14 protein-coding genes are annotated in these 22,969 nt (G+C 46.8%); 12 read left to right on the plus strand and 2 right to left on the minus strand.

Going from position 1 to position 22,969, the window contains the following annotated elements; genetic code table 11:
- The 4 genes from ACUVJL_RS22270 to ACUVJL_RS22285 all read left to right on the plus strand — a co-directional run.
- A partial coding sequence (locus ACUVJL_RS22270) for an ABC transporter permease (RefSeq protein WP_445247826.1) occupies positions 1-1,237 on the plus strand: 1,237 nt, incomplete at its 5' end.
- Positions 1,234-1,683, plus strand: a complete 450-nt coding sequence (locus ACUVJL_RS22275; RefSeq protein WP_445247827.1) for an EVE domain-containing protein — start codon at positions 1,234-1,236, stop codon at positions 1,681-1,683. The genes ACUVJL_RS22270 and ACUVJL_RS22275, both read left to right, overlap by 4 nt.
- An 82-nt stretch (positions 1,684-1,765) precedes the next feature.
- Positions 1,766-2,251, plus strand: coding sequence for a hypothetical protein (locus ACUVJL_RS22280; RefSeq protein WP_445247828.1), 486 nt, complete (start codon positions 1,766-1,768; stop codon positions 2,249-2,251).
- A gap of 74 nt (positions 2,252-2,325) precedes the next feature.
- Positions 2,326-3,285 (plus strand): tetratricopeptide repeat protein, encoded by a 960-nt coding sequence (locus ACUVJL_RS22285; RefSeq protein WP_445247829.1) that lies wholly within the window; start codon positions 2,326-2,328, stop codon positions 3,283-3,285.
- Between the two features lie 502 nt (positions 3,286-3,787).
- Here ACUVJL_RS22285 and ACUVJL_RS22290 read toward each other — a convergent pair.
- Both ACUVJL_RS22290 and ACUVJL_RS22295 read right to left on the minus strand, forming a co-directional pair.
- A complete protein-coding gene (locus ACUVJL_RS22290) occupies positions 3,788-4,828 on the minus strand; it encodes a glucokinase (protein ID WP_445247830.1) in 1,041 nt (346 codons plus the stop codon).
- Positions 4,829-4,863: 35 nt separating this feature from the next.
- Entirely contained in the window at positions 4,864-6,924 is a 2,061-nt protein-coding gene (locus ACUVJL_RS22295) for an amylo-alpha-1,6-glucosidase (RefSeq protein WP_445247831.1), read from the minus strand.
- Positions 6,925-7,623: 699 nt separating this feature from the next.
- Here ACUVJL_RS22295 and treZ point away from each other — a divergent pair.
- The 8 genes from treZ to ACUVJL_RS22335 all read left to right on the plus strand — a co-directional run bounded on the left by treZ (position 7,624) and on the right by ACUVJL_RS22335 (position 22,718).
- Positions 7,624-9,447 (plus strand): malto-oligosyltrehalose trehalohydrolase, encoded by a 1,824-nt coding sequence (treZ, locus tag ACUVJL_RS22300; RefSeq protein WP_445247832.1) that lies wholly within the window; start codon positions 7,624-7,626, stop codon positions 9,445-9,447.
- A gap of 190 nt (positions 9,448-9,637) precedes the next feature.
- Positions 9,638-12,433: a malto-oligosyltrehalose synthase gene (gene treY, locus ACUVJL_RS22305; protein WP_445247833.1), complete on the plus strand. Its 2,796-nt coding sequence runs from the start codon at positions 9,638-9,640 to the stop codon at positions 12,431-12,433.
- Between the two features lie 210 nt (positions 12,434-12,643).
- The gene (locus ACUVJL_RS22310; RefSeq protein ID WP_445247834.1) at positions 12,644-12,784 is read left to right on the plus strand and encodes a hypothetical protein; all 141 of its coding nucleotides are present in this window, start codon (positions 12,644-12,646) and stop codon (positions 12,782-12,784) included.
- A gap of 574 nt (positions 12,785-13,358) precedes the next feature.
- Positions 13,359-15,281, plus strand: coding sequence for a molecular chaperone DnaK (gene dnaK, locus ACUVJL_RS22315; RefSeq protein WP_445247835.1), 1,923 nt, complete (start codon positions 13,359-13,361; stop codon positions 15,279-15,281).
- Positions 15,282-15,479: 198 nt separating this feature from the next.
- The gene (locus ACUVJL_RS22320) at positions 15,480-15,992 is read left to right on the plus strand and encodes a DUF4112 domain-containing protein (RefSeq protein ID WP_445247836.1); all 513 of its coding nucleotides are present in this window, start codon (positions 15,480-15,482) and stop codon (positions 15,990-15,992) included.
- A 479-nt stretch (positions 15,993-16,471) separates the two neighbouring features.
- Positions 16,472-17,080 (plus strand): PadR family transcriptional regulator, encoded by a 609-nt coding sequence (locus ACUVJL_RS22325; RefSeq protein ID WP_445247837.1) that lies wholly within the window; start codon positions 16,472-16,474, stop codon positions 17,078-17,080.
- Positions 17,081-17,479: 399 nt separating this feature from the next.
- The gene (locus ACUVJL_RS22330; RefSeq protein ID WP_445247838.1) at positions 17,480-19,267 is read left to right on the plus strand and encodes an efflux RND transporter periplasmic adaptor subunit; all 1,788 of its coding nucleotides are present in this window, start codon (positions 17,480-17,482) and stop codon (positions 19,265-19,267) included.
- Between the two features lie 184 nt (positions 19,268-19,451).
- The gene (locus ACUVJL_RS22335) at positions 19,452-22,718 is read left to right on the plus strand and encodes an efflux RND transporter permease subunit (RefSeq protein WP_445247839.1); all 3,267 of its coding nucleotides are present in this window, start codon (positions 19,452-19,454) and stop codon (positions 22,716-22,718) included.
- Positions 22,719-22,969: the final 251 nt, after the last annotated feature.

Raw genomic sequence — 22,969 nt, forward strand, 5'->3', positions numbered from 1 at the left:
TTTCTTTTTAGACGAACCGACTTCAGGACTCGATCCGGGTTTGGATAAGAAGATGATGCAACTGCTGCGAAAGTTGGCAAATCAAGGCCGGACGGTGATTCTGGTGACTCACGCGACGGCAAATATCACGATGTGCGATCGTATTGTTTTTATGGGTCGCGGTGGACGCCTTTGTTACTTCGGCCCGCCTAGGGAAGCCCTCGATTTTTTCGATGTCAAAACTGGCGATTTTGCTGACATTTACAACGAATTAGAAACAGGAGAAACCAACGTTCAAAGCTGGGCCGAAAAGTTTAATAAATCTCCCTACTATCAGCGCTATATTGTCAACCACTTCAGCACAGGCAAGGCTAATGCAAAAACGCCTTCAGCACCTTCTGTACCAAAATCTCAATCTTTTGTAAAACAACTCGTTTTGCTCGCCCAGCGCTATTTTCAACTCGTTTCCCGCGACTTGGTTAACTTGAGTTTAGCTCTTTTAACGGCTCCGATAGGCATTAGTTTGCTGCGGCTAGCCGTCAGAGATAAAGACCCATTAATTGGCGCACCGGAGGCAACTTTAGCACCTTTAGCGCTCAGAGTTTTGTTTGTATTTACCTGTGCGGCGATTTGGGTAGGACTGGCAACTTCTCTGCAAGAAATTGTTAAAGAATCTGCTATTTATTTGCGAGAACGTTTGGTCAATTTAGGATTGTTTGCTTATTTAGGTTCAAAAATTTTTATACTTTCTGGTTTGGCAGTATTGCAAACACTGTTAATGGTAGGAGTTATTCTGATTGCTTTTAAATCCCCCGAACCGAGTTTTATTTCCTGGCCTGTGGGAGCAAGTATTACCACTTTCCTAACTTTAATGAGCTGCATAAGCCTTGGATTAGTGGTTTCCGCGATTGTTAAAAATAGCTCTCAAGCTAACAGCGCTTTGCCTCTATTACTGTTGCCTCAGATTATTTTTTCTGGAGTTTTGTTTAAGATGGAAGGTGCAGCGAGCACATTTTCTTGGCTGATGTTAAGCCGCTGGTCTGTGGGTGCTTACGGCTCTTTAGTTAATGTGAATGGGATGGTTCCCGCGCCTACTACATTACCGGATGGGAGTACGCTTCCTCAGCCATTTGAGCCTACTCCTGTTTACGATGCCACGTGGGAAAATTTGGGTTTAAATTGGGCTATTTTGTGCGTGCATATTTTCGTTTATTTGATGTTGACTCTGTGGTTGCAGAAGCGGAAAGATATTCTATGAATTATTGGCTGATGAAGTCGGAACCAGATGTTTACAGTATTGCGGACTTGAAGGGCGATCGCACTTCGATTTGGGATGGCGTTCGCAACTATCAAGCGCGCAATTTTATGCGAGAAATGTGTCGGGGAGATTTAGTATTTTTTTACCATTCTAATACTCAAATACCGGGTATTGTCGGCTTAATGCGCGTTGTGGAAGCTGGGATTGCCGATCCGAGTCAGTTCGATATGAATAGCGAATATTATGACCCTAAATCGCCCTTTGATGCTCCTCGCTGGCAAACTGTGAAAGTGGAGTTTGTTGAGGAGTTTGCTAAGTTAATATCTTTGGATGAACTGAAACAAAAGTTTAGTGCTGATGAGATTTTGGTGGTGAGGAAAGGCAATCGGTTATCGGTGATGCCGGTATCTGAAAGTGCGGCACAGAAGATTTTGAAGATGAAGTAGGAGAAAAGAGGGAAATCGATCCGGATGTCGATGTATAGTGATAATATGAGATTTAAACTGATTATATTATTTGGAGTTTTCGATGATTAGCCGTGACCTGTCCGACCTGCAATCTGAAGTCCAAGAATACTACAAGCAACTCGCTGGCCGGGAAAAAGGGAAACGGTTGGCACGCTTTGAAGACAAGGAACTGCTTCAGCAGCAGATTGACGAACTCAAAATAGACATCCGTAGGGTTGAACGAGAGTATTGGCTGCGCTGGCAGGCGGAAATTGCCCGATTGACGATTCCCGAAGCGGATGCGGAAATATTTGCGAGTGAATTGGTGGGGGAAGTGGAAATTCTGCAGATTGAACCTGCGGTTCAGAGTAATGCTGAATTGATGAAGGTGTTACAGGAAATCAAAGCGGAATTGAGTAAGCCGGGAATTCCGGCGGCGGGAAAACTCAAAGCAGCGATTCCGTTGTTTCCGGGAGTGATTTCCTATGAGATGGAGTTGGATACGGAAGGATTGTTGCGACGGGTATTTCCCACGTTGTGTAGCTTGGCAGACAAAATAAAAAAGTAACGCCCTCCGAAACACCCCCAATTTCGGAGGATAAGCCGCAAAGGACAACAAGGCTTTGGCTAGTTGCAGGGGCGATGGGATTATTGAGTCTCGGTGGTGGCGGTATAGGTTTGCATTTTCTACAACCTCAGTTATCACCTCTATGTCTGATACAACAGTGCGAACAAAAAACCCAAACTGTAACGGTTTTGTTAGCGGAGTTTGATGGGGTGGATGCGAAAAATTATCGCGTCACAGAAACGATTTTACAGAACTTGCAGGATGCAACTAAAAATTACCCAACCGTGAAAATTCTGCCCCTAAAACAAGCGATTAGTCAGCAGGAAGGTAAAGATAAAGCGCGGGAATTGGGCAAGAATAAAAATGCGGATATTGTGATTTGGGGTTCCTATGGCAAGACGCAGCAGAAAGCAGCAGTCAGCGTGAATTTTGAGATTCTTTCAGCAGCAAAGGATTATATCGATGTAGGTAAGCAAGTGCAGGGAGAACCTCGCAACATGGCGGTGGCTTCGCTAGAAAGTTTTGAGATACAAGTCAATTTAGCCGAGGAGCTGAAATATTTAACGTTGGTGACATTGGGGGTGTCTGCTTATGCAGCGGATGATTGGGATAATGCTATTAAGCAACTAACGGCAGCACTTTCAGTGGCTAAACCAAATAATGCTGCACTTGACCCAACCGCTATCTATTTCTATCGCGGCAATGCTTACTACAAGCAAAAGGAATACGATCGCGCCATTGAGGATTACAATCAAGCCCTTCTACTCAATCCTAAAGATGTAGACGCCTTATACAATCGCGGCAATGCTTACTACAATAAAGGGGAATACGATCGCGCCATTGCCGATTACAATCAAGCCCTTCTACTCAATCCTAAATATGCAGAAGCCTTATACAATCGCGGCATTGCTTATGAACTCAAAGGCGACAAAGTAAAAGCAATTGAAAGCTATAGCCAAGCTTTAGCCGTCGCTCAAGATCCGCAGGTGAAGGAGTTGGCCCAGCGGAAGCTGAAAGAACTGGAAGGGAAGTAATTTTAAATTTTAGATGAGAACTAGACAGGATATTCTATTTTACTTAGTCTACTTAATCCCAGCTATGATATAATTAGTCATCCGATTTTGTATATGAGTCTGAGGATGAGACGTTAATTTTAGAATCGGTTGAGTTTCAGATTAGTTTAAAGGATATTTACGATCGCATAAAATTTGAGATTCTTGAATGAGGATAATCTCAGAAATCAGACACGGCAATGCCGTTTCCCTACAATGAATCGGGGTAGGGACACGGCAATACCCATTGGTGTCAACTTAAGCTTTTTGTCCGCCAGTCCTCCCGCCCACCCGGCAGTCCGCCAGGGAATGAATTCCCTGTCTAATAGCTAAAGTCCTCTCAAAGAGGACTGAAGAACTCATTAGTCCTCTTGAGAGGACTTTAGCTTTGAGGCAGGGGTTTCAACCCCTGCCGGACTATCGGTTTTACGTTAAGTTGACACCAATGGGCAATACCGTGTCCTCTATCATTCCGGTGCCTTAGCTAAAGACCGGCCGCACAAACAGCCGCTCCAATTAACCCTACATTGGGATTCAAAACAAGACGAACAGGCATCATTTCTAACAGCGAATCCATCCGGCCTTTATGCGTAAACGCTCGCATAAAACCCCCTTCTAGAATCAGCGGCAAAATCTTAGCAGCAATGCCGCCAGCTACGTACAAACCGCCGTAAGGTAACAGTGTCACAGCCAGATTTCCGGCCACCGCACCGTAAGCTTCTACAAACATTTGCATTGTTTGTTCCGAAAGCCGATCGCACTTTTTGAGGGCCGCCTGTGCAATTGTCGCCCCCGGATCGACACTCTGCTCGCTTTTACCGATTTCTGACTCCCATTTTTTAATAACTTCTCCTATCTCCGGCGATTCAGGAGCAAACTTTCTGTCCCGCAAAAACTGGTAAATTGAAACAATCCCTTGTCCCGAAACCACACGCTCGATCGATATTCTTTGAATGTCGTGTTTTGCTAACAAATAATTCAGCAATTCAAACTCCAACTCCGAACGAGGAGCAAAGTCACCATGTCCCCCTTCCGAAGAAAAAACCCTGATGCCATTTGCCTCGGGAATTCCAAAACAATTTCCCAAACCCGTACCCGCACCAATCACAGCAATTGGATCGTGTTGGCGGGGTTTTCCCAATTGCAAAGTGTGCAAATCTCGATCGTCCAAACCCCAGACGCCGTAGCCAACCGCCACAAAATCATTAATTAAACTAACGTGTGATATTCCTAATTCCTGTTCCAGACGCTTCCCATCCAGCACCCAAGGCAAATTAGTCAGTTTTGCAGTGTTGTTAACCACCGGGCCTGCGATCGCAAAACAAGCTTTTTCAGGTACAAGCGGCCCATTCAACTTAATAGCAGCTTCCGTCAAAAACTGCTGCACCATCGGCACTAAATCGGGAAACTCCCCGCTGGGATAGCGGAACTCGTAAAGAGCGTTCATTTCACCATCAGCAGTCCTTTCTACCAAGCGTAAAATTGTCTTAGTTCCGCCAATATCGCCCGCTAATAATAATGCCATAAATCTCTTTTTCCACCAAAGATAACATTCCCCATTTAAACACCCACAGTATTAATTGCCAACCAAGCCCGCAGCACCTCAGCCACAGTCCAAGCTTGAGCCGTGCAGCCCCGCGGCGAGTGGGGGGCGTCGCCCTCAAAAATTTCGCCCAGACTGCCAACTCCGCCGGCCCTTATATGATGTGCCATCGGTTCGAGGAATTCGCGAGCTTGTGCTGGGTTTTTGTATACGTGCAAGTGCGCCAAGACAAACGGGCCAATCAGCCAGCCCCAAACTGTGCCCTGGTGGTAGGCGCTGTCGCGCTGCAATTGGTCGCCTCCGTATGCGCCGCGATACTGGGGGTGCTGTGGCGAGAGGCTGCGGAGGCCGACAGAAGTCAGAAGCTGTTGAGCGCAGCCGTCCACCACGCCGCGCTGCTGGATGGGCGTCAGTAACGGTGTATAGCGGGTTTCCTGGCGTATCCCCGCTGACGAGGAGTTGGCGGAGTGAGGGGGAATCGAGTCTAGGGGCAGGGAAACGGCGAATATTTGGTTGGGCCGCAGGGAAGTATCGTGTCCGTCGGGGCCGTCGAGAACGTCGTAACAGTAACCTGTTGAGGCGTTCCAGAAGCGAGGGAATCCGGCGGCCGTTCGATCGCCCAATTGCTCGTATTCATTGTGAGGCTTGCCCAGTTTTCGAGCAAAACTTGCCATAGCTTGTATAGCATTGTACCAAAGCGCGCTGAGTTCGATCGGCTTACCAATCCGAGGCGTCACCACCCAATCGCCGATTTTTGCGTCCATCCAAGTCAGTTGCACGCCCTTTTCGCCGGCGTAGATTAAACCGTCATCGGGATCGAGGCGGATATTATACCGAGTTCCCTGTATGTGCCAGTCAACAATCTCACATAGTGTCGGCCAGAGTTCGCTCAAAAGTTCCTCGTCCCCCGTGGCATCGATATAAGCGCGAATTGCCTCAAAGTACCACAGAGTGGCGTCTGCGGTGTTGTATTCCGGTGCGCCGCCCGCATCCGGGAAGCGGTTCGGCAGCATCCCCCGATCGATATACCGCGCAAATGTCCGCAAAATCGATCGCGCAATGGACCATCGCCCGGTACAGATTGTGAGGCCGGGTAGGGCGATCGTCGTGTCGCGCCCCCAGTCGCTGAACCAGGGATATCCGGCGATGATCGTTTTGCCTTCGGGTTCCTCCGGTAGCGGGCGGCTGACGATAAATTGGTCGGCGGCTAGCACTAACTGATGGATCCAGTCGGGAGAGTCGCTCACTTTTGACCAGTTTTGCAGCAGTTCTCGATCGTTCGCGCGGCGCACTTCTAAAGCTTTACCGCCGTTGAGTTCGGGATTTTTCTCGGTGCTGGCTATCAATGTCAGAGAACTTCCCGGTGCGAGGGTCATGTGAAAAGTCGCCGCGTGCAAGTGATCCTCGCAGCAGTCCAATCCGCGCCGCTTTTCGGCTGCCAAATCAAATCCGTAATACCAATTGTATAAAGGCGCAGAAACTCGAAATTTTGCCTCGGCTTCGGCATCCGTCAGCAGGTACAGGGGTGCAGAGTCGGGATATGCAGTCACGCAAACCCCGCGTTCCAAGGTTTCTAGGCTCATCTGCCAGTCGCCGGCGCGAGTTGTGTGGTGGTAGTCGCGATAGTTGATCAGGGCTTTGACAGCGAGGGCGATCGGTTGTGAGGCGCGGTGCAGGCGGTATTGAATATATGTTGTGTTAGCACCTTGCTGCATCCAAATCCGCTTTTCCAGGATAGCGTCGGCGAGAGCAAACCTCCAAACAGGCGTCGTGCCTTCGAGGTGAAAGCTTTCGATGTAGTTGTAGCCGTGAGGTTCCATCGTCGCGTCGGCCCAGCGGTTTGTATAAAGCGGATAGGCGCGATTGTCATACACAGCCGTCTCGTCCAGCTTGGCGAGGATCAAAGTGCGTCCCAGCGGGGGTTTGAGCGCGGCTACCAGCAGGCCGTGATAGCGGCGTGTGAGGAGACCCGCGATCGTACCGCTAGCGTAACCGCCGATCCCGTTTGTGACCAACCACTCGCGAGACTCCGCCGAGTCAAGATTGCAGCAGATTTCCCGTCCAAAAGCCATAACCATAAAATGCACACTCGCGCTAATTAGTTATCTATCTTTAGGTATATTTTAAACATATAAGCAAGAAATATTAAGCCTTCCAGGCGATCCTATTGGCGATCGAGCAAGAGAGAAGATTCATTAGAACTATGGGCGGAGCGTAGCGGAGGGTTGGAACCCCGTCCTTTTAGGACGGCTTTACATTGAATTAAATCCCCTCGCGGGGTGGAGGGGTATGGTTGCCCCTCCGGTGAGGTATGGTTGCCTCAAACTCCTTTCAGAGTAGAAGAGACGACCTGCCAGGTCGTCTGTACTTCGCCAATGTTTTAAGAGCTTGTGTTTTGCTAGCAGCACTACTTCAGTGACCTTAAAGTTGTTTAACCACTAGCGACAGAGCAGGGGACTAGCTTCGCATCCCAAGGTGTCGTGACTCAAAAAACGTAGTCCGCGAAGGACTTAGGCTGGTCAGAACGGCTTGTTAGATTTCTCTTTCAAGCCTCATGCCTTTAGGCTGAGGTTCCTGACGCTCTAATTTAGACATAACCAACCGCTACTTTTGCCTTGTACACAATTCTAGCCTTTGATGGCTATGTCTAAAGTTAGTTGTTTGTTATATTAAGTAATATTACCGTCTAAACAGGCGCGGAACGTTAAGGGCAAAGCATTTGATAGCGCGTCGGGCGATCGAACCACCAACCTATTTTATAAGGAGAACAGCTCAAAGTGAAGATAGGAGCAAATTACCTCGGCAACAACCAATGTGAATTTACCGTTTGGGCGCCCACCCTCAAACAAATAGCAGTCCAAATAGTTTCCCCAAAAAAACGCCTGATACCCATGCAACAATCGGCAGAGGGTTATTGGCAAACCACAGCTACAGACATCGAACCAGGAACCCTTTATACCTACCAACTCGAAGGAAAAATAGACCGACCCGATCCAGCCTCAAAATATCAACCCCAAGGCGTACACGCCCCGTCGCAAGTAATAGATCAAAACAACTTTACTTGGACAGACACAAATTGGCAAGGCGTGCCACTCGCCGAAATGATTATTTACGAACTGCACGTCGGCACATTCACGAAAACCGGAACATTTGAAGCAATAATTCCCCAGCTCAAACAACTTAAAGAATTGGGAATTAACGCCATCGAAGTCATGCCAGTAGCCCAATTCCCCGGCGAACGAAACTGGGGATACGACGGCGTATATCCCTACGCCGTCCAAAGCTCCTACGGTGGCCCCGAAGGCTTCAAAAAACTCGTCAACGCCTGCCACGAACACGGCATTTCAGTAATTCTCGATGTAGTTTACAACCACCTCGGCCCCGAAGGAAACTACCTCAGTCAATTCGGCCCCTACTTTACATCAAAATACGGCTCAGTTTGGGGAGACCCCCTCAACTTCGACGACGCCTACAGCGACGGCGTGCGCAACTACTTTATTGAAAACGCCCTCTACTGGTTTCGAGACTATCACATCGATGGTCTGAGATTAGATGCAATTCAAGCAATATTTGAAGTAGGTGCCAGACCTTTTTTACAAGAACTATCTGATGCCACATCCGAGATTTCTCAAGAGCTAAAACGGCAGATTTACTTAATAGCCGAAAGCGATTTAAACGATGTCCGCACTATACGTCCTAAAGAACTCGGTGGCTTCGGATTAGACGCCCAATGGTGCGATGATTTCCACCACGCACTGCACACATTGCTCACCGGAGAAGACGACCGATACTACCAAGATTTCGGCAAGTGCGAACACTTAGAAAAAGCCTTCAAAGAAAGCTTTGTTTACTCCGGCCAGTACGCACCCCACAGAAAGCGGAAACACGGCAGTTCTGCCAAAGATGAACCAGGCCATAAATTTCTGGTGTTTGCCCAAACCCACGACCAAATCGGCAACCGCATTTTGGGAGATAGACTCTCGAAAATAGTTGACTTTGAAGGATTGAAACTCGCAGCCGGCGCAGTCTTAATTTCTCCCTACATTCCCTTCTTTTTTATGGGAGAAGAATACGGAGAAGAAGCCCCGTTTCTGTACTTCGTTTCCCACTCAGACGCTAACTTAATTGAAGCTATCCGCAAAGACAAACAACAAGAATTTAAAATCTTTGAAGGGCGAGGCGAGTTTCAAGACCCCCAGAGTCCTGAAAGCTTCGAGAAGTGCAAGTTAAACTGGGAAAAACAAACAGAAGGCAAACACAAAATCCTCTGGGAATGGCACCAACATTTGATTCAACTGCGGCGGACAATACCGGCCCTTAAAAAACTCGACAAAAACAGTCTAGAAGTGTCCAGCATTGAAGCAGAAAAAATCTTATTTCTACGTCGCTGGACAGATGACAGCCAGATATTCTGCATTTTAAACTTCAACAGGCAAGAGGTAGCTTTTACGGCTGCACTTCCCCAAGGCAACGGTCACAAAATTTTAGACTCTGCTGATGTAAAATGGATGGGTTCAGGTTCTAGCTTGCCTGAAAAGATAAATTCAGAGCAAGAATTGACGGTTAAACCGCAGAGTTTCGCACTCTACGAATTAGAGTAATTAAAACGGGAGGCAGAGCCTCAAATACAGGCGTTCCCAGGCTCTTCCTATGAACAAGAAACGGGAGGCAGAGCCTTTCTCGTTTTCTCGTTTTTCTAGTTCCCAGGCTCTGCCTGGGAATGCAGTCCCGGAGGCTCTGCCTCCTATATTAAAAGAGAAAACAAAAAAAACCAGGAGTAAAATTAACATAATGCGAATTCCCACAGCAACTTATCGGATTCAATTTCATGGAGGTTTTAACTTTGAAGCCGCCAAACAAATCCTTAGCTATTTGGAAGAATTAGGAATTAGCGACCTTTACGCTTCGCCGATATTTAAAGCTAGAAAAGGCAGCAGTCACGGATACGATGTCGTTGACTCAAATCAGCTCAATCCCGAATTGGGAACATCAGAAAACTTTGAAGCACTCACATACGAAATCAAAAAACGGAACATGGGATGGGTGCAAGATATTGTCCCGAACCACATGGCTTACGACACTCAAAACTTGCTGCTGTTAGACGTATTGGAACACGGGCCGGATTCGGACTATTTCGATTACTTCGATATTGAATGGAATCACGCTTACGAACATCTCAGGGGTCGAGTGCTGGCTCCGCTTCTGGGCAATTTTTATGGAGAGTGTCTGGAAAATGGCGAGATTCAACTCAAATACAGCGAAAGTGGGCTAACCATCAATTATTATAGCTTACAATTGCCAGTAAAAATTGAATCTTATGCTAAATTCATCAGTCATAATTTGGGGCATTTAGCCCGGGAATTAGGCAGACGCCATCCAGATTTTATCAAGTTTTTGGGAATTCTTTATTTGATTAAAAATACATCTTCAGAAACTAAAGGTAAAGCCAGATACGATCAGATAGCTTTTGTCAAAGGACTGCTGTGGGAACTCTACAATCAAAATCCCCTGGTGCAGGAATTTATCGATGAAAATATCAAATTTTTTAACGGAGAAAAGGGCAATGCCGAAAGTTTTAATTGGCTGGACGATTTGCTTTCCGAGCAGTTTTACCGTCTGGCTTTCTGGAAAGTGGGGGCCGAAGAAATTAACTACCGAAGGTTTTTTACAGTCAACGAACTGATTTCGGTAAAAGTTGAAGAGGTTAAAGTTTTTCACAAAAACCACGCTCTGATATTCGACCTGGTTGAAGAGGGAAAGTTTACCGGATTGAGAATCGACCACATCGACGGACTGTACGACCCCACAGAATATTTGAAACGGCTCCGGGAGAGAACCGGAGACACTTACATTACTGTTGAAAAGATTCTGGAACACGAAGAATATTTGCCGTCATATTGGCCGATTGAGGGAACGAGCGGCTACGACTTTTTGAACTACGTAAACGGCGTTTTCTGTAGGCGCGATCGCGAACAGCAATTTAGCGAAATATATCAGAGATTTACTCGCTTGAATGTTCCCTACGAACAGTTGTTTTTAGATAAAAAAGGGCTGATTGTTGAGAAGAATTTGGCGGGAGATGTAGACAATCTGGCTCAACTATTGAAGAATATCTCCGGTCAATCCAGACAGGGAAACGACTTTACTCGTCCCGGTTTGGAAAAAGCATTGGCTGCTATTTTGACGATTTTTCCCGTCTACCGAACTTACATAAATCAAGAGGGTTTGAGAGAGTCCGATCGCACTTACGTAAAATATGCGATCGCCCATGCCAAAGAACAAGTACCGCGACTCCTCAAAGAACTTAAATTTATCGAAACGGTGCTGTTGCTCGAAGAAGAAGAAACCCTAACAACCGAACAAAAAGAGCAGCGCCGGCACTTTGTAATGAAACTCCAGCAGTTGACAGGGCCTTTGATGGCAAAAGGCGTTGAAGACACGCTTCTATACGTCTACTATCGGCTTTTATCCCTCAACGAAGTGGGAGGAAACCCCAGTCAGTTCGGCGTTTCCGTGGCGGATTTTCACGAGTTCAACCAAAAGCAGCAAGTAGCTTGGCCGCACAAAATGAATGCTACAGCTACCCACGATACCAAACGCGGCGAAGATGTGCGAGCCAGACTTAACGTTTTGTCAGAACTTCCCGATGAATGGGAACAGCAAGTCAAGTCTTGGAGAGAGCTAAACTCTTCTAAGAAAGTCAACTTTCAGAATCGAATGGTTCCTGATACTAATGACGAATACTTCTTGTACCAAACTCTGATCGGCAGTTTTCCATTTGAGGGAATAGAAAACACTGATTATGTCGAGCGCCTGAAAGATTATGTCATTAAAGCTGTCCGCGAAGCGAAAGTCTATACGGCTTGGCTGAGACCGGATAACGACTACGAAGCTGGTTTTATGACCTTTGTCGATAGCGTTTTAGAACCTTCGGAACAAAATCAGTTTCTCAAGAAATTTACACCTTTCTGGAAAAAAGTAGCTGATTACGGAATTTTCAATTCTTTATCTCAAACACTGCTAAAAATTACTGCTCCGGGCGTTCCCGACATTTATCAAGGCACGGAATTTTGGGATTTAAGCCACGTCGATCCGGACAACCGCCGTCCCGTTGATTTTGCCCGCAGAATCGAGGTTTTGCAGGAAATTAAACAGCAAGCTCAGACGGATATTTTGCAACTGGTTGAAGATTTGATTGAGACGCGGGAAGATGCTAGAATTAAGCTGTTTTTGACGGCAAGAGTCCTAGATGCCAGAAAAAAATACTTGGAAGTCTTTAAATCAGGCGACTATCAGCCCCTGCAAGTAGCGGGTACGTTTAAAGATAATGTTGTTGCCTTTGCCAGAAGCTTTGAAGATACTACAGTTATTGTCATTGCTCCCCGGTTTTTGGCGGGAATTGTCAAACCGGAAGAAATGCCGCTCGGCAAAGAAGTCTGGAAAGATACTAATCTGGAATTGTCCGAGGAAATGCCGTCGGTTTGGAAAGATGCGATTACAAATCAGGCGGTAGAAAGTAACGGTACGCTGGCAATTGGTGAAGCTCTCAGTTACTTTCCCGCAGCTCTGCTGATCGGTGAAAAATAGCAATTAAATAGTCTGCCCTGGCGGACTTTGTACAGCTAGCGGCAGGTTTCGACCTGTCGCTTTTTTAGTGATAATCATAGCAGGAAAGTAATTTTAGTAGCGGGAGGAATAGCAAAATGCGATCGCTCGTCTAAACCGAAACCAGTACCGAAACCCGACGCTGTTGGTGGGCTTACCTATTTGTCCTAGACGAATTCATTGCCGAAGCCGATGCTACGATCGACCCCCCTAGCAGCTTATAATAATACACCTCCAGCACTGTCCGATCGCGATCGAGCCTTTTTACTGTCAGTCATCGAAAACCCGCCAGCACCTTCTCAAGGATTGCTCGCATTATTTGCAGATTATTAAACAAAACAGTAAAGCGTGTGAATTCGACTATTAACCCTCTCGAAGATACAGCAGATTGCAGGTTTATCGAAGTACACCTTCTTGGAGTATCTTGATACTCCTTTTTCACTGTTTATTCAGAGAAGTAAAATTAAATATGCAGCAAATTGGTAGCTCTTTAACTCATGACTCTAACTGATAAATTTTACTTTTATTTGGCAGCCGCTCCAGCGCTCGCCCGAACCAACCAAACAAAATTTATACAACAAAGACGGCAAATACAACACAACGTATACGGTTTGCCACAATACCCGAATCGATCGAACCCCGTACATTAGGAAGAGTAAAGAAAAGCAGTCAACAACTGTAGCGGTGCAAGCCTGACGGATGCAACCGTCCCTCAACAGGTTCGGTAAATACCCCTTCATCGCAAGGTCTACCGCCCGCAGTATAGAGATAAGCACCCTATCGAAGACTGTATTAAAGCAGGACTCACTACCCGTAAACCGCGAGGTAAAATCGCAGTCCTGAATAACCAGACTATCGCACAGATAGAAAACCAAAATTTTGTAGAGATTGGAGCCGGAACACCCCTATGGGAAAAGTAGTTGGAATTGACTTAGGTACGACAAACTCCTGCGTCGCAGTTATGGAAGGCGGCAAACCCACCGTCATAGCCAACGCCGAAGGGGGTCGCACCACACCTTCTGTAGTAGCTTATGCTAAAAATGGCGATCAACTTGTCGGACAAATCGCCAAGCGTCAAGCCGTGATGAACGCCGAAAACACCTTTTACTCAGTAAAACGGTTTATTGGACGTCGCGTTGATGAAGTAGCGCACGAAACCACTGAAGTTTCCTACAAAGTCCTCAAAGTTGGCAACAGCCTCAAACTAGACTGTCCCGCCCGTGGCAAGCAATTTGCCCCCGAAGAAATTTCTGCACAAGTTCTCCGCAAACTGGTAGAAGACGCCAGTAAATACCTCGGCGAAACAGTCACCCAAGCGGTAATTACTGTTCCCGCTTACTTCAACGACTCCCAGCGCCAAGCTACGAAAGACGCTGGCAAAATTGCCGGGATTGAAGTGCTGCGGATTATTAACGAACCTACAGCAGCGGCTTTAGCTTACGGATTAGATAAAAAGACCAACGAAACCATCCTAGTGTTTGACTTAGGTGGCGGTACTTTCGACGTATCTATTCTAGAAGTAGGCGACGGCGTATTTGAAGTGCTCGCAACCAGTGGAGACACTCACCTCGGCGGTGACGACTTCGACAAAAAAATCGTCGATTACATCGCTAATGAATTCCAAAGAGCCGAAGGAATTGACCTCCGCAAAGACAAGCAAGCACTGCAACGCCTGACGGAAGCGGCCGAAAAAGCCAAGATTGAACTTTCGAGCGTTACTCAAGCAGAAATCAACTTGCCGTTTATTACCGCGACTCAAGACGGGCCAAAACACTTGGACATGACTTTGACGCGGGGCAAATTTGAAGAACTCTGTTCAGATTTGATCGATCGCTCTCGCATCCCCGTAGAAAATGCGATCCGCGACGCCAAACTAGACAAATCTGCAATTAATGAAGTCGTCTTAGTTGGCGGTTCTACGCGCATTCCTGCGGTGCAAGAACTGGTCAAAAAAATCCTCGGCAAAGAACCCAACCAAACGGTAAACCCGGACGAAGTGGTCGCAGTCGGTGCAGCAATTCAAGCCGGCGTACTCTCCGGCGAAGTCAAAGACATCTTGTTGCTCGACGTTACCCCGCTGTCTCTTGGCGTCGAAACCTTGGGCGGCGTGATGACCAAAATCATTCCCCGCAATACCACTATTCCTACTAAGAAGTCGGAAACTTTCTCGACTGCTGTAGATGGTCAAACAAACGTGGAAATTCACGTTTTGCAAGGCGAACGAGAATTGGCGAATGATAACAAGGATTTGGGAACCTTCCGCTTAGATGGAGTTCCGCCGGCACCCCGTGGCGTACCTCAAATTGAAGTTACTTTCGATATCGATGCTAACGGTATTTTGAATGTAGCTGCTAAGGATAAAGGTACTGGCAAGGAGCAATCGATTAGCATTACTGGTGCTTCTACTTTGCCCAGCAATGAAGTCGAGCGCATGGTGAAGGAAGCCGAATCGAATGCTTCTGCTGACAAGGAACGTCGCGAAAAGATCGATCGCAAAAACCAAGCCGACTCTTTAGCTTATCAAATTGAGAAGCAGTTGGCAGAACTTGGAGACAAGGTTCCTGCTGATGACAAGACTAAGGTTGAAGGGTTGATCAAAGACTTGCGCGATGCGATCAATAGTGAAGATGACGATCGCATTAAAACCTTGACAACAGAGTTGCAGCAAGCCTTCTACGCCGTTAGCAGCAACCTGTATCAGCAAGCAGGCGGCCCGACTGACGGTCCTGGTGGCCCTGGTGGTCCTGGTGGCCCTGGTGGCTATGCAGGCGGCGGCCCCACTGGCGGCGGCGACGACGTGATTGACGCTGACTTCACTGAAGGCAAATAGAAGGCTAAACTAAAAGCCCGCAGCTAGAAGCAAGAAACCCGGTTTTGAACAGAAACCGGGTTTCTGTTCATTCAAAAACAAACAAAAGCCGATCGACTAAAATTACTAAAAATCTTGCTTTAGGCATAGTGACAAAACTAAAATATGCTTCAGTAAATATCATAAACTAGCAGTAATATCGCAATCGAGACTAATTAAATGTCACGTTCTCCTATACAAAATTCTTCCCCAAATCCTCCCAACAAATCCCAGATTGCATCCTTGCGGCGTCTGCGCCAAATCAGCCACTTACTTGACAATGCAATTCCCATTCCCGGTACCCGTTACCGCATCGGACTCGATCCGATATTGGGACTTATACCGGGCGGCGGCGATTTAATCGGAGCGATTTTTGCAGGTTACGTAGTCTTCAAAGCCGCGCAACTCGGAGCACCGCAAGAAACCCTAATACAAATGGCTGCTAACATCGTATTTGATACAGTTGCCGGTACTGTACCTGTTGCCGGAGACTTGTTAGATGTTGCTTGGAAAGCTAATGTCAAGAATATAGAATTGCTGGATGCTCATTTAGGTTCCCCCGATGCCGGGAAAAAAGCCGACTGGCTGTTTGTCGCTGCTTTGCTGTTGGGTTTGGTATTAATTGTCGGAGGCGTGATTTTCTTGAGCGTCATGCTTTTCGCGTGGGTATTCCGATCGCTGACAGGGCAGTGATTTGGGGTTTTAGGATAAAGATAAATCACTCTAGCTGTGTCAGGTTAACAGCATCTAATCAGGGATAAGTTGTACTTGAAAAATTATGTTTGAGGATGATTACTGGCAGGTAACAACCTCTGGATTTAGCATAAGTTATACTTGACAAATAATTTCTGAGTATGAGCTACGAAAAAAACAGATAGGCGCTCCGATAAATTCTCAAGGAATACTAAAATATCTCAGGCTTTTAAAATTCAACCGGCGGTGGGCAAGAAAAGTTATGGTGCTCGCGAGCAAGAAGAGATACAGCAGATTGCAGGTTTATAAAGTATGAAGCAATCGCCCTCTCTTGACCCTAAAATAATATATATTAAGGGTATTGACAAATATTATTAAATGTGTAATTGCTCTATTTTCTGTGAAACTAGCTATTTACCCGATCGCCGTTGAGTCCGATATAGTGATATAATCCAGACTATAATATCAATTTGATATAAATGCTTGAATTATCAGCCCTTGGGCTGCTACAGTTGCAACCCCTGCATGGCTATCGGCTAAAGCAACAACTGGAGCTGTTTATGAGCAGTTGCATCAGCGTCAACTACGGAGCGATTTACCCGCTGCTGAAGCGCTTGGAAGAGCGAGGGGACATTTCGGTAATTGCCGAAGAAGCCGGAGATGCCGGCTGTCCGCGCAAAATCTACGGAATTACCGCCCAAGGGCGCGAACTCTGGCGACAAAAAATGCTCGAACACCCTCAAGAAAGCTGGGTTAACAGTGGTTCCCGGTTCCAAATCAAGTTTTTCTTTTTTGGCAAATTAGAACCGGCAGAACGGATGAAATTGTTGGAACACCGCTTGCGAGCCTGTTACACCAGGCAAGACTACATCGAAAGCCTCAAGAGCGAATATCCACTAACCGATGACTATCAATTCGCCTCTCGCGATCGCTGCAAGTCAGTGCTGGCGTCAGAGATAAATTGGTTAACCGAGCAACTAGCCAAAGAAAGAAGCGCGATCGCCCGAGTGCGTGACTCCCCAACCTCCGCTGAATCCGCCGACTCCAAGGAAAAATCCTTCCAACTTACCCACTCAGGTGAGTCATAAGAAGGATGTGTAATCATTCCTGCCATCGTAACTTTTGAGAGTTGACATACTCACGCCCGCTAAAGCAGGGGTGATTCTTGACAGTTCATCGGGTCTTGCTACCGAAGTAGTCTTACAGTCCCTCCCTGTCCGTTTAAAGTCTCCCAATGCCCTAGGTTGACTTTTACTCTTGCCTTCCGGGTTAGAGTCAACCATTGCCCTTCTAGCTGTCTTTAAGTTTGCTCTCATCGTAGCTGTTTCAACGTGTCTTGAGCCTAAAGATCCTTTGAGTATTCAGCATTTTAATACAAAGCCATCCTAAAAGGACAGGGTTTTAAACCCCTCTTCCTGATCAAAGCAAAGATTCCGCCAAAGTCTAGCTAAGTCAGATGTTAAAAAAAAATCTAACTGGTGCTGCAAATGAGTTATCCTAAATCCCCAGAATCCGTCGTTGAAGTCCAAGAGCAAAAATCTGCCACACCGGAACTGCACCCAACCGATGCAGACAGCGAGCAACCACAGGATTTTGCCGACGTTGCCGATAGCCCCGAACCTGTTGCTAAACGACGATCGCGCTGGCCCCTAATTGCCGCGATCGCGATCGCCACAGGCGCAGCAGGTTTCGGCCTGTACTCGTGGCAATCTAGCCATAATCGCGCACAGCAACCTGCAGCAGCAGCCAAACCCCCAGCTATACCAGTCAAGCTCGCAACCGTAGAAGCCAGCTCAGTCCAAGAAGCCTCCGAATTTGTCAGCAGCTTAGAGGCCAAGCGTTCAGTAGAAATCAAACCCGAAGCAGAAGGGCTAGTCACCGAGATTTTTGTCAAATCCGGGGACTTCATAAACAAAGGACAAGCCATCGCCCGCATGAAAAGCGACAGCGCCCAAGCTGACTTGAGGCAATCCCAAGCCAACCTGATCCGCGCTCAATCCCGCTTAGCGGAATTGCAAGCAGGCACCAGGCCCGAAGAAATTGCCCAAGCTCGAGCCCAAGTCGCCCAAGCCCAAGCCAACCTCGCTCAACTGCGATCGGGCTCTCGGCCAGAAGAAATAGGCGTTGCCCAAGCCCGCGTTAGCCAAGCTGAAGCGGATCTAGCCGATGCCCAAACAGGTAGCCTCTTAGAAGAAATCGCCCAAGCAAGAGCACAAATAGAAGCAAGCACAGCCGAAGCAAGGTTAGCCAGCCAGCAGCTTACCAGATATCAGGCCTTGGCCAAAGAAGGCGCAGAATCCGCGAACACCCTCGAGGAATACACCCAAAAAGCAGGCACCGCCAAAGCCAACCTCCGAGAAGCTCAAAGGCGGTTCGAGCAGCGGCAAAAAAACAGACAAGCCGAGATCGATCGCCGGAAAGCAGCCTTGCAACAGCAGCGGCAAGCTTTGCAGCAATTGGAAAAGGGTTCGCGCCCAGAGGAAATAGCCAAAGCCGAAGCAGAAGTCGCACAAGCCAAGAGCAGATTAACGCAGTTAACCAACGGCACTCGCCAAGAACAGATCGATCAAGCTGAAGCGCAAGTTGCCGAGGCCGCCGCTCAAGTGCGCGGCTTTGAAGTACAACTGCAAGAAACTGCTGTCATCGCCCCCTTCGCGGGAGTCATCGGCGACATACCAGTGAAAGTAGGTGATTACTTGAAAAAAGGTGATGCCATTGCCACCCTGACTGAGAACCAATTGCTAGACTTGCGGTTATCAATTCCTTTGGAACGGCAGCCTCAATTACGCTTAGGGCTGCCAGTACAAATGCTCGACGCTCAAGGTAAGGCGATCGCCCAAGGTCAAATCAGTTTTATCTCCCCCAACGTCAGCGCCAATTCCCAAACAATTTTAGCTAAAGCCAGCTTTCCCAACCCCAGCGGCGAACTGCTTAATCTCCAGTTTGTCAAAGCTAAAGTCATCTGGAAACAGAACCCCGGAATTTTAGTTCCAGTAACAGCAGTCACTCGCTTAGGTGGGGAAACTTTTGTCTTCACAGCTCAAAAGCCAGAACAGCCACAACCAGGAGCGCCACCTTTAATAGCGCGCCAAAAGTCCGTGAAATTGGGAACCATTGAGGGGAATAATTATCAAGTTATCCAAGGTTTGCAAGCAGGCGAAAAAATTGTTGTAGCAGGGATTCTCAACTTGACCGATGGTGTTCCGATTATGGCTCAACAACCAGAGGTTTCCGAAGGGAAAAACACAAAATTACCAGTGGGCAGCAAAAAATAATCTCTGAATCAGGATTTACAGGATTTTCAAGATTTACAGGATTAAATTTAGAATGACTAAAATTAATCCTGTTCATCCTTAAATCCCGATCGCCATTAGCAATTACCCATTATATCGTTTCCGGTAGCATCGGAATGATTTAACCGCAGAGGGCGCAGAGAACGCAGAGGGAGAGAATACAGAGATGAATAATTCCGATGCTACCGGATTTGATATTAGCCATCCGCAACTACCCATTACCCAAACAATGTTTGCAGATTTCTTTATTAAACGACCAGTCTTTGCTAGCGTCTGCGCCTTAATTATTATCTTGGTAGGCGCAATCAGCATTCCCACCCTACCTATCGAGCGCTTCCCCGACATTAGCCCTACCCAAATTAACGTCACATCTAACTATAGCGGGGCGAGTGCTGAAATTGTCGAAAATGCAGTTACCAACATCCTAGAAAGGCAAATCAACGGCGTTGAAGGACTAAAATATCTAACTTCCAGTAGTAGTAACGATGGCACCAGCACCATTACAGCTACCTTTGATGCCTCGCGCAACAAAGACATTGCCGGCGTCGATGTTCAAAATCGAGTTGCAGTTGCTCAACCACAACTACCAGATGCCGTACAACGCACAGGAGTTAGAGTTACCAAACAATCTACAAGTCTCCTATTAGCGATCGGTTTATTTACCGAAAATAAAGAATACGACACCATATTTTTAAGCAACTACGCTGACCTATATTTAGCAGATGCTTTAAAGCGGGTAAAAGGTGTTGGCGACGTGCGAATTTTTGGGGAAAGACGCTATGCAATGCGTTTATGGATAGATCCCAATAAATTAGCAGCTCGCCGTCTCACAATGCAAGATGTAACGAGAGCTCTCAACGAACAAAACTTGCAAGTTGGTGCTGGGAGAGTTGGTCAAGAACCTGCTCCACAGGGACAAATGTATCAAATTGACTTGCGTGCTGAAAGTCGCCTCAAAGAACCAGCAGAATTTGAAGAACTCGTCCTCAAAACAGAGACTAATGGAACGTTAGTTAAATTAAAAGATGTAGGGAGAGCAGAACTAGGGGCAGAGAATTACAGCTCATTTCTGCGATTTCGAGGCAATGATGCAGTAGGTTTAGGGATTTACCAACTGCCTGGAAGTAATGCTTTGAATGTTGCCCATGCCGTCAAAACCGAAATGGAAAAACTAGCGGTTGGTTTCCCTCCGGGGTTGATACATAGAGTAGCGCTAGATACGACTTTGTTTGTAGAAGAGTCGATGGCAGAAGTAGTCAAGACATTATTTGAAGCAGTCTTGCTAGTGGTGATAGTGATTTTTGTTTTCTTGCAAGACTGGCGCACAACTATTATTCCTACCATCACAATTCCAATTTCTTTGATTGGGACGTTTGCCTTTATCAAAGTTTTCGGATTTACTATTAACAGTTTATCTCTGTTTGGTCTGACCTTAGCGACGGGATTAGTTGTTGATGACGCTATCATTGTAGTAGAAAATATTGACCGCCTGATCCGCCAAGGTATGAATGCCCGCGAAGCGGCTTTTGAGTCTATGCGGGAGCTTTTTAGCGCTGTAATTGCGACTTCTTTAGTGTTGATGGCAGTGTTCGTGCCAGTGGCATTTTTCCCCGGAACTACGGGAGCGCTTTATAAACAATTTGCGCTGACAATTGCTTTTTCAGTCCTGCTTTCTACCTTTATTGCTATTACTCTTACGCCCTCACTTTCAGCTATATTACTGCGTCGAGGTCCGAAGTTTGGAGGCCCGCTGGGTTGGGTTTTTGACCGATTTAATGGAGTTCTCGATTGGGTACAGCGGCAATATCGCAAATCCTTAATATTTCTCACAGGAATTAAGACTATTGTCACCCTCGTGTTCATCGCTTCTCTGGGAGTAACAGCTTGGCTTTATTTATCAGTCCCCACAGCATTTATCCCGGAAGAAGACCAGGGCTATTTTCTGACAATTATTCAAGGGCCCCAAGGTGTTTCGCTGCAATACACTCAGAAAGTAATGGATCAAGTAGAAGCAGAAATCCTCAAACTTCCTGAAGTTGTCGGGACTTTTTCAGTGGGTGGATTTGGTTTTAGCGGTAGCACTTCTAATCAAGGCATTATATTTACTACACTTAAAGCCTGGGATGAACGTCACGGAGAAGATCAAACTGTACAAGCGATTATTGGTAAGTTGCGGGGTAAGTTTTTCTCGATTCCCGAAGCGAGAATTTTCCCTGTGAATCCGCCTGCAATTCAAGGTTTAGGTCAATTTGGGGGTTTCCAATTTCAATTGCAAGACCGCAAAGGTAACAGCGGTTTAGATGGCTTAGTCCAGACTATGGGCGGGATTTTGAAGCAGGCAAATCAGACACCGGGATTACAGGCGGTATTTAGTACGTTTGCTGCGAATACGCCTCAGTTAATTGTGGAGGTTGACCGCAATCGAGCTAAGGCTCTCGATATTCCCATTGATGAGGTTTTCAGTACGTTACAAACGGCTCTGGGTGCTCAGTATGTGAATGATTTTAACCTCCAGCAGCGCAACTATCGGGTGTATGTTCAGGCGGATAAACAGTTTCGTGATAACCCTGAAGATATTGGAAAATTGTATGTGCGTTCTGGAAAGAATGAAATGATTTCTTTGAGCAATTTGGTGAAGATTACTCCGGTGGTGGGGGCACAAACTGTTAACCACTACAATTTATATAGGTCAATTGAAATTACTGGTACTGCGGCTCCGGGAGCGAGTTCTGGACAGGCGCTAAAATCGATGGAAAAGGTGTCGGCGGAAGTTTTGCCCTCGGGTTTTGGCTATGAATGGTCGGGGAGTTCTTTAGAAGAAATTGAGTCGGGGGGTCAAGCACCGATTATTTTTGGTTTGGGGCTGATTTTTGTGTTTTTGGTTTTGGCGGCGCAGTATGAAAATTATGTCGATCCTTTCATTATTTTGCTATCGGTGCCTCTGGCGATTTTGGGTGCACTTTTAGCTCAGTCGTTGCGGGGCTTGGCGAATGATGTTTATTGCCAGATTGGTTTGGTGATGTTAATTGGATTGGCTAGTAAAAATGCGATTTTAATCGTGGAGTTTGCGAACCAGTTACGGGAGCAGGGATATTCTATTGCTAAGGCAGCAGTTGAGGCTTCTCAAGAGCGTTTACGACCGATTTTGATGACTTCTCTGGCTTTCGTTTTGGGTATTGCTCCTCTGGTTAACCCAGAAGGTGCGGGTGCAGCGAGTCGCCGATCGCTAGGGAATGCGATCGCGGGGGGGATGGTTGTTTCTACTGTCTTGAGTTTGTTTATGGTGCCGGTTCTGTATGTGGTGGTTGTCTCGGCTCGCGATCGCTTTAAGAAGCGCGATCGTGTAGAAAATGTCCCCGAGGATGGCACAATTTTGAACGGGAAAACAACTCCCCACGAGGAGATTGAACGCGACAAAGTATCGCCGTTTTAGTTGGTAATATAGCAATCCTTGCAGGAGTCGTAAATTTTTTACCCCACCCCAGCCCTCCCCTTAGTAAGGGGAGGGAGTAAGAAATTCACAAATGATTTAGGATCGCTATATCATGTCCGATCGATCGCCCTTAATACAATTGCCGGGGCGGGTTTATGAGATTGTCCGTTTTTGGCAAATATTATTGGTGAGGGGATCCCCTACAGGAATCAGGGTAATCCACCGGACATGATATTACTTACTGGGCGTGG

The sequence above is a fragment of the Microcoleus sp. OTE_8_concoct_300 genome, assembly GCF_031383065.1.
Lineage (GTDB): Bacteria > Cyanobacteriota > Cyanobacteriia > Cyanobacteriales > Microcoleaceae > Microcoleus.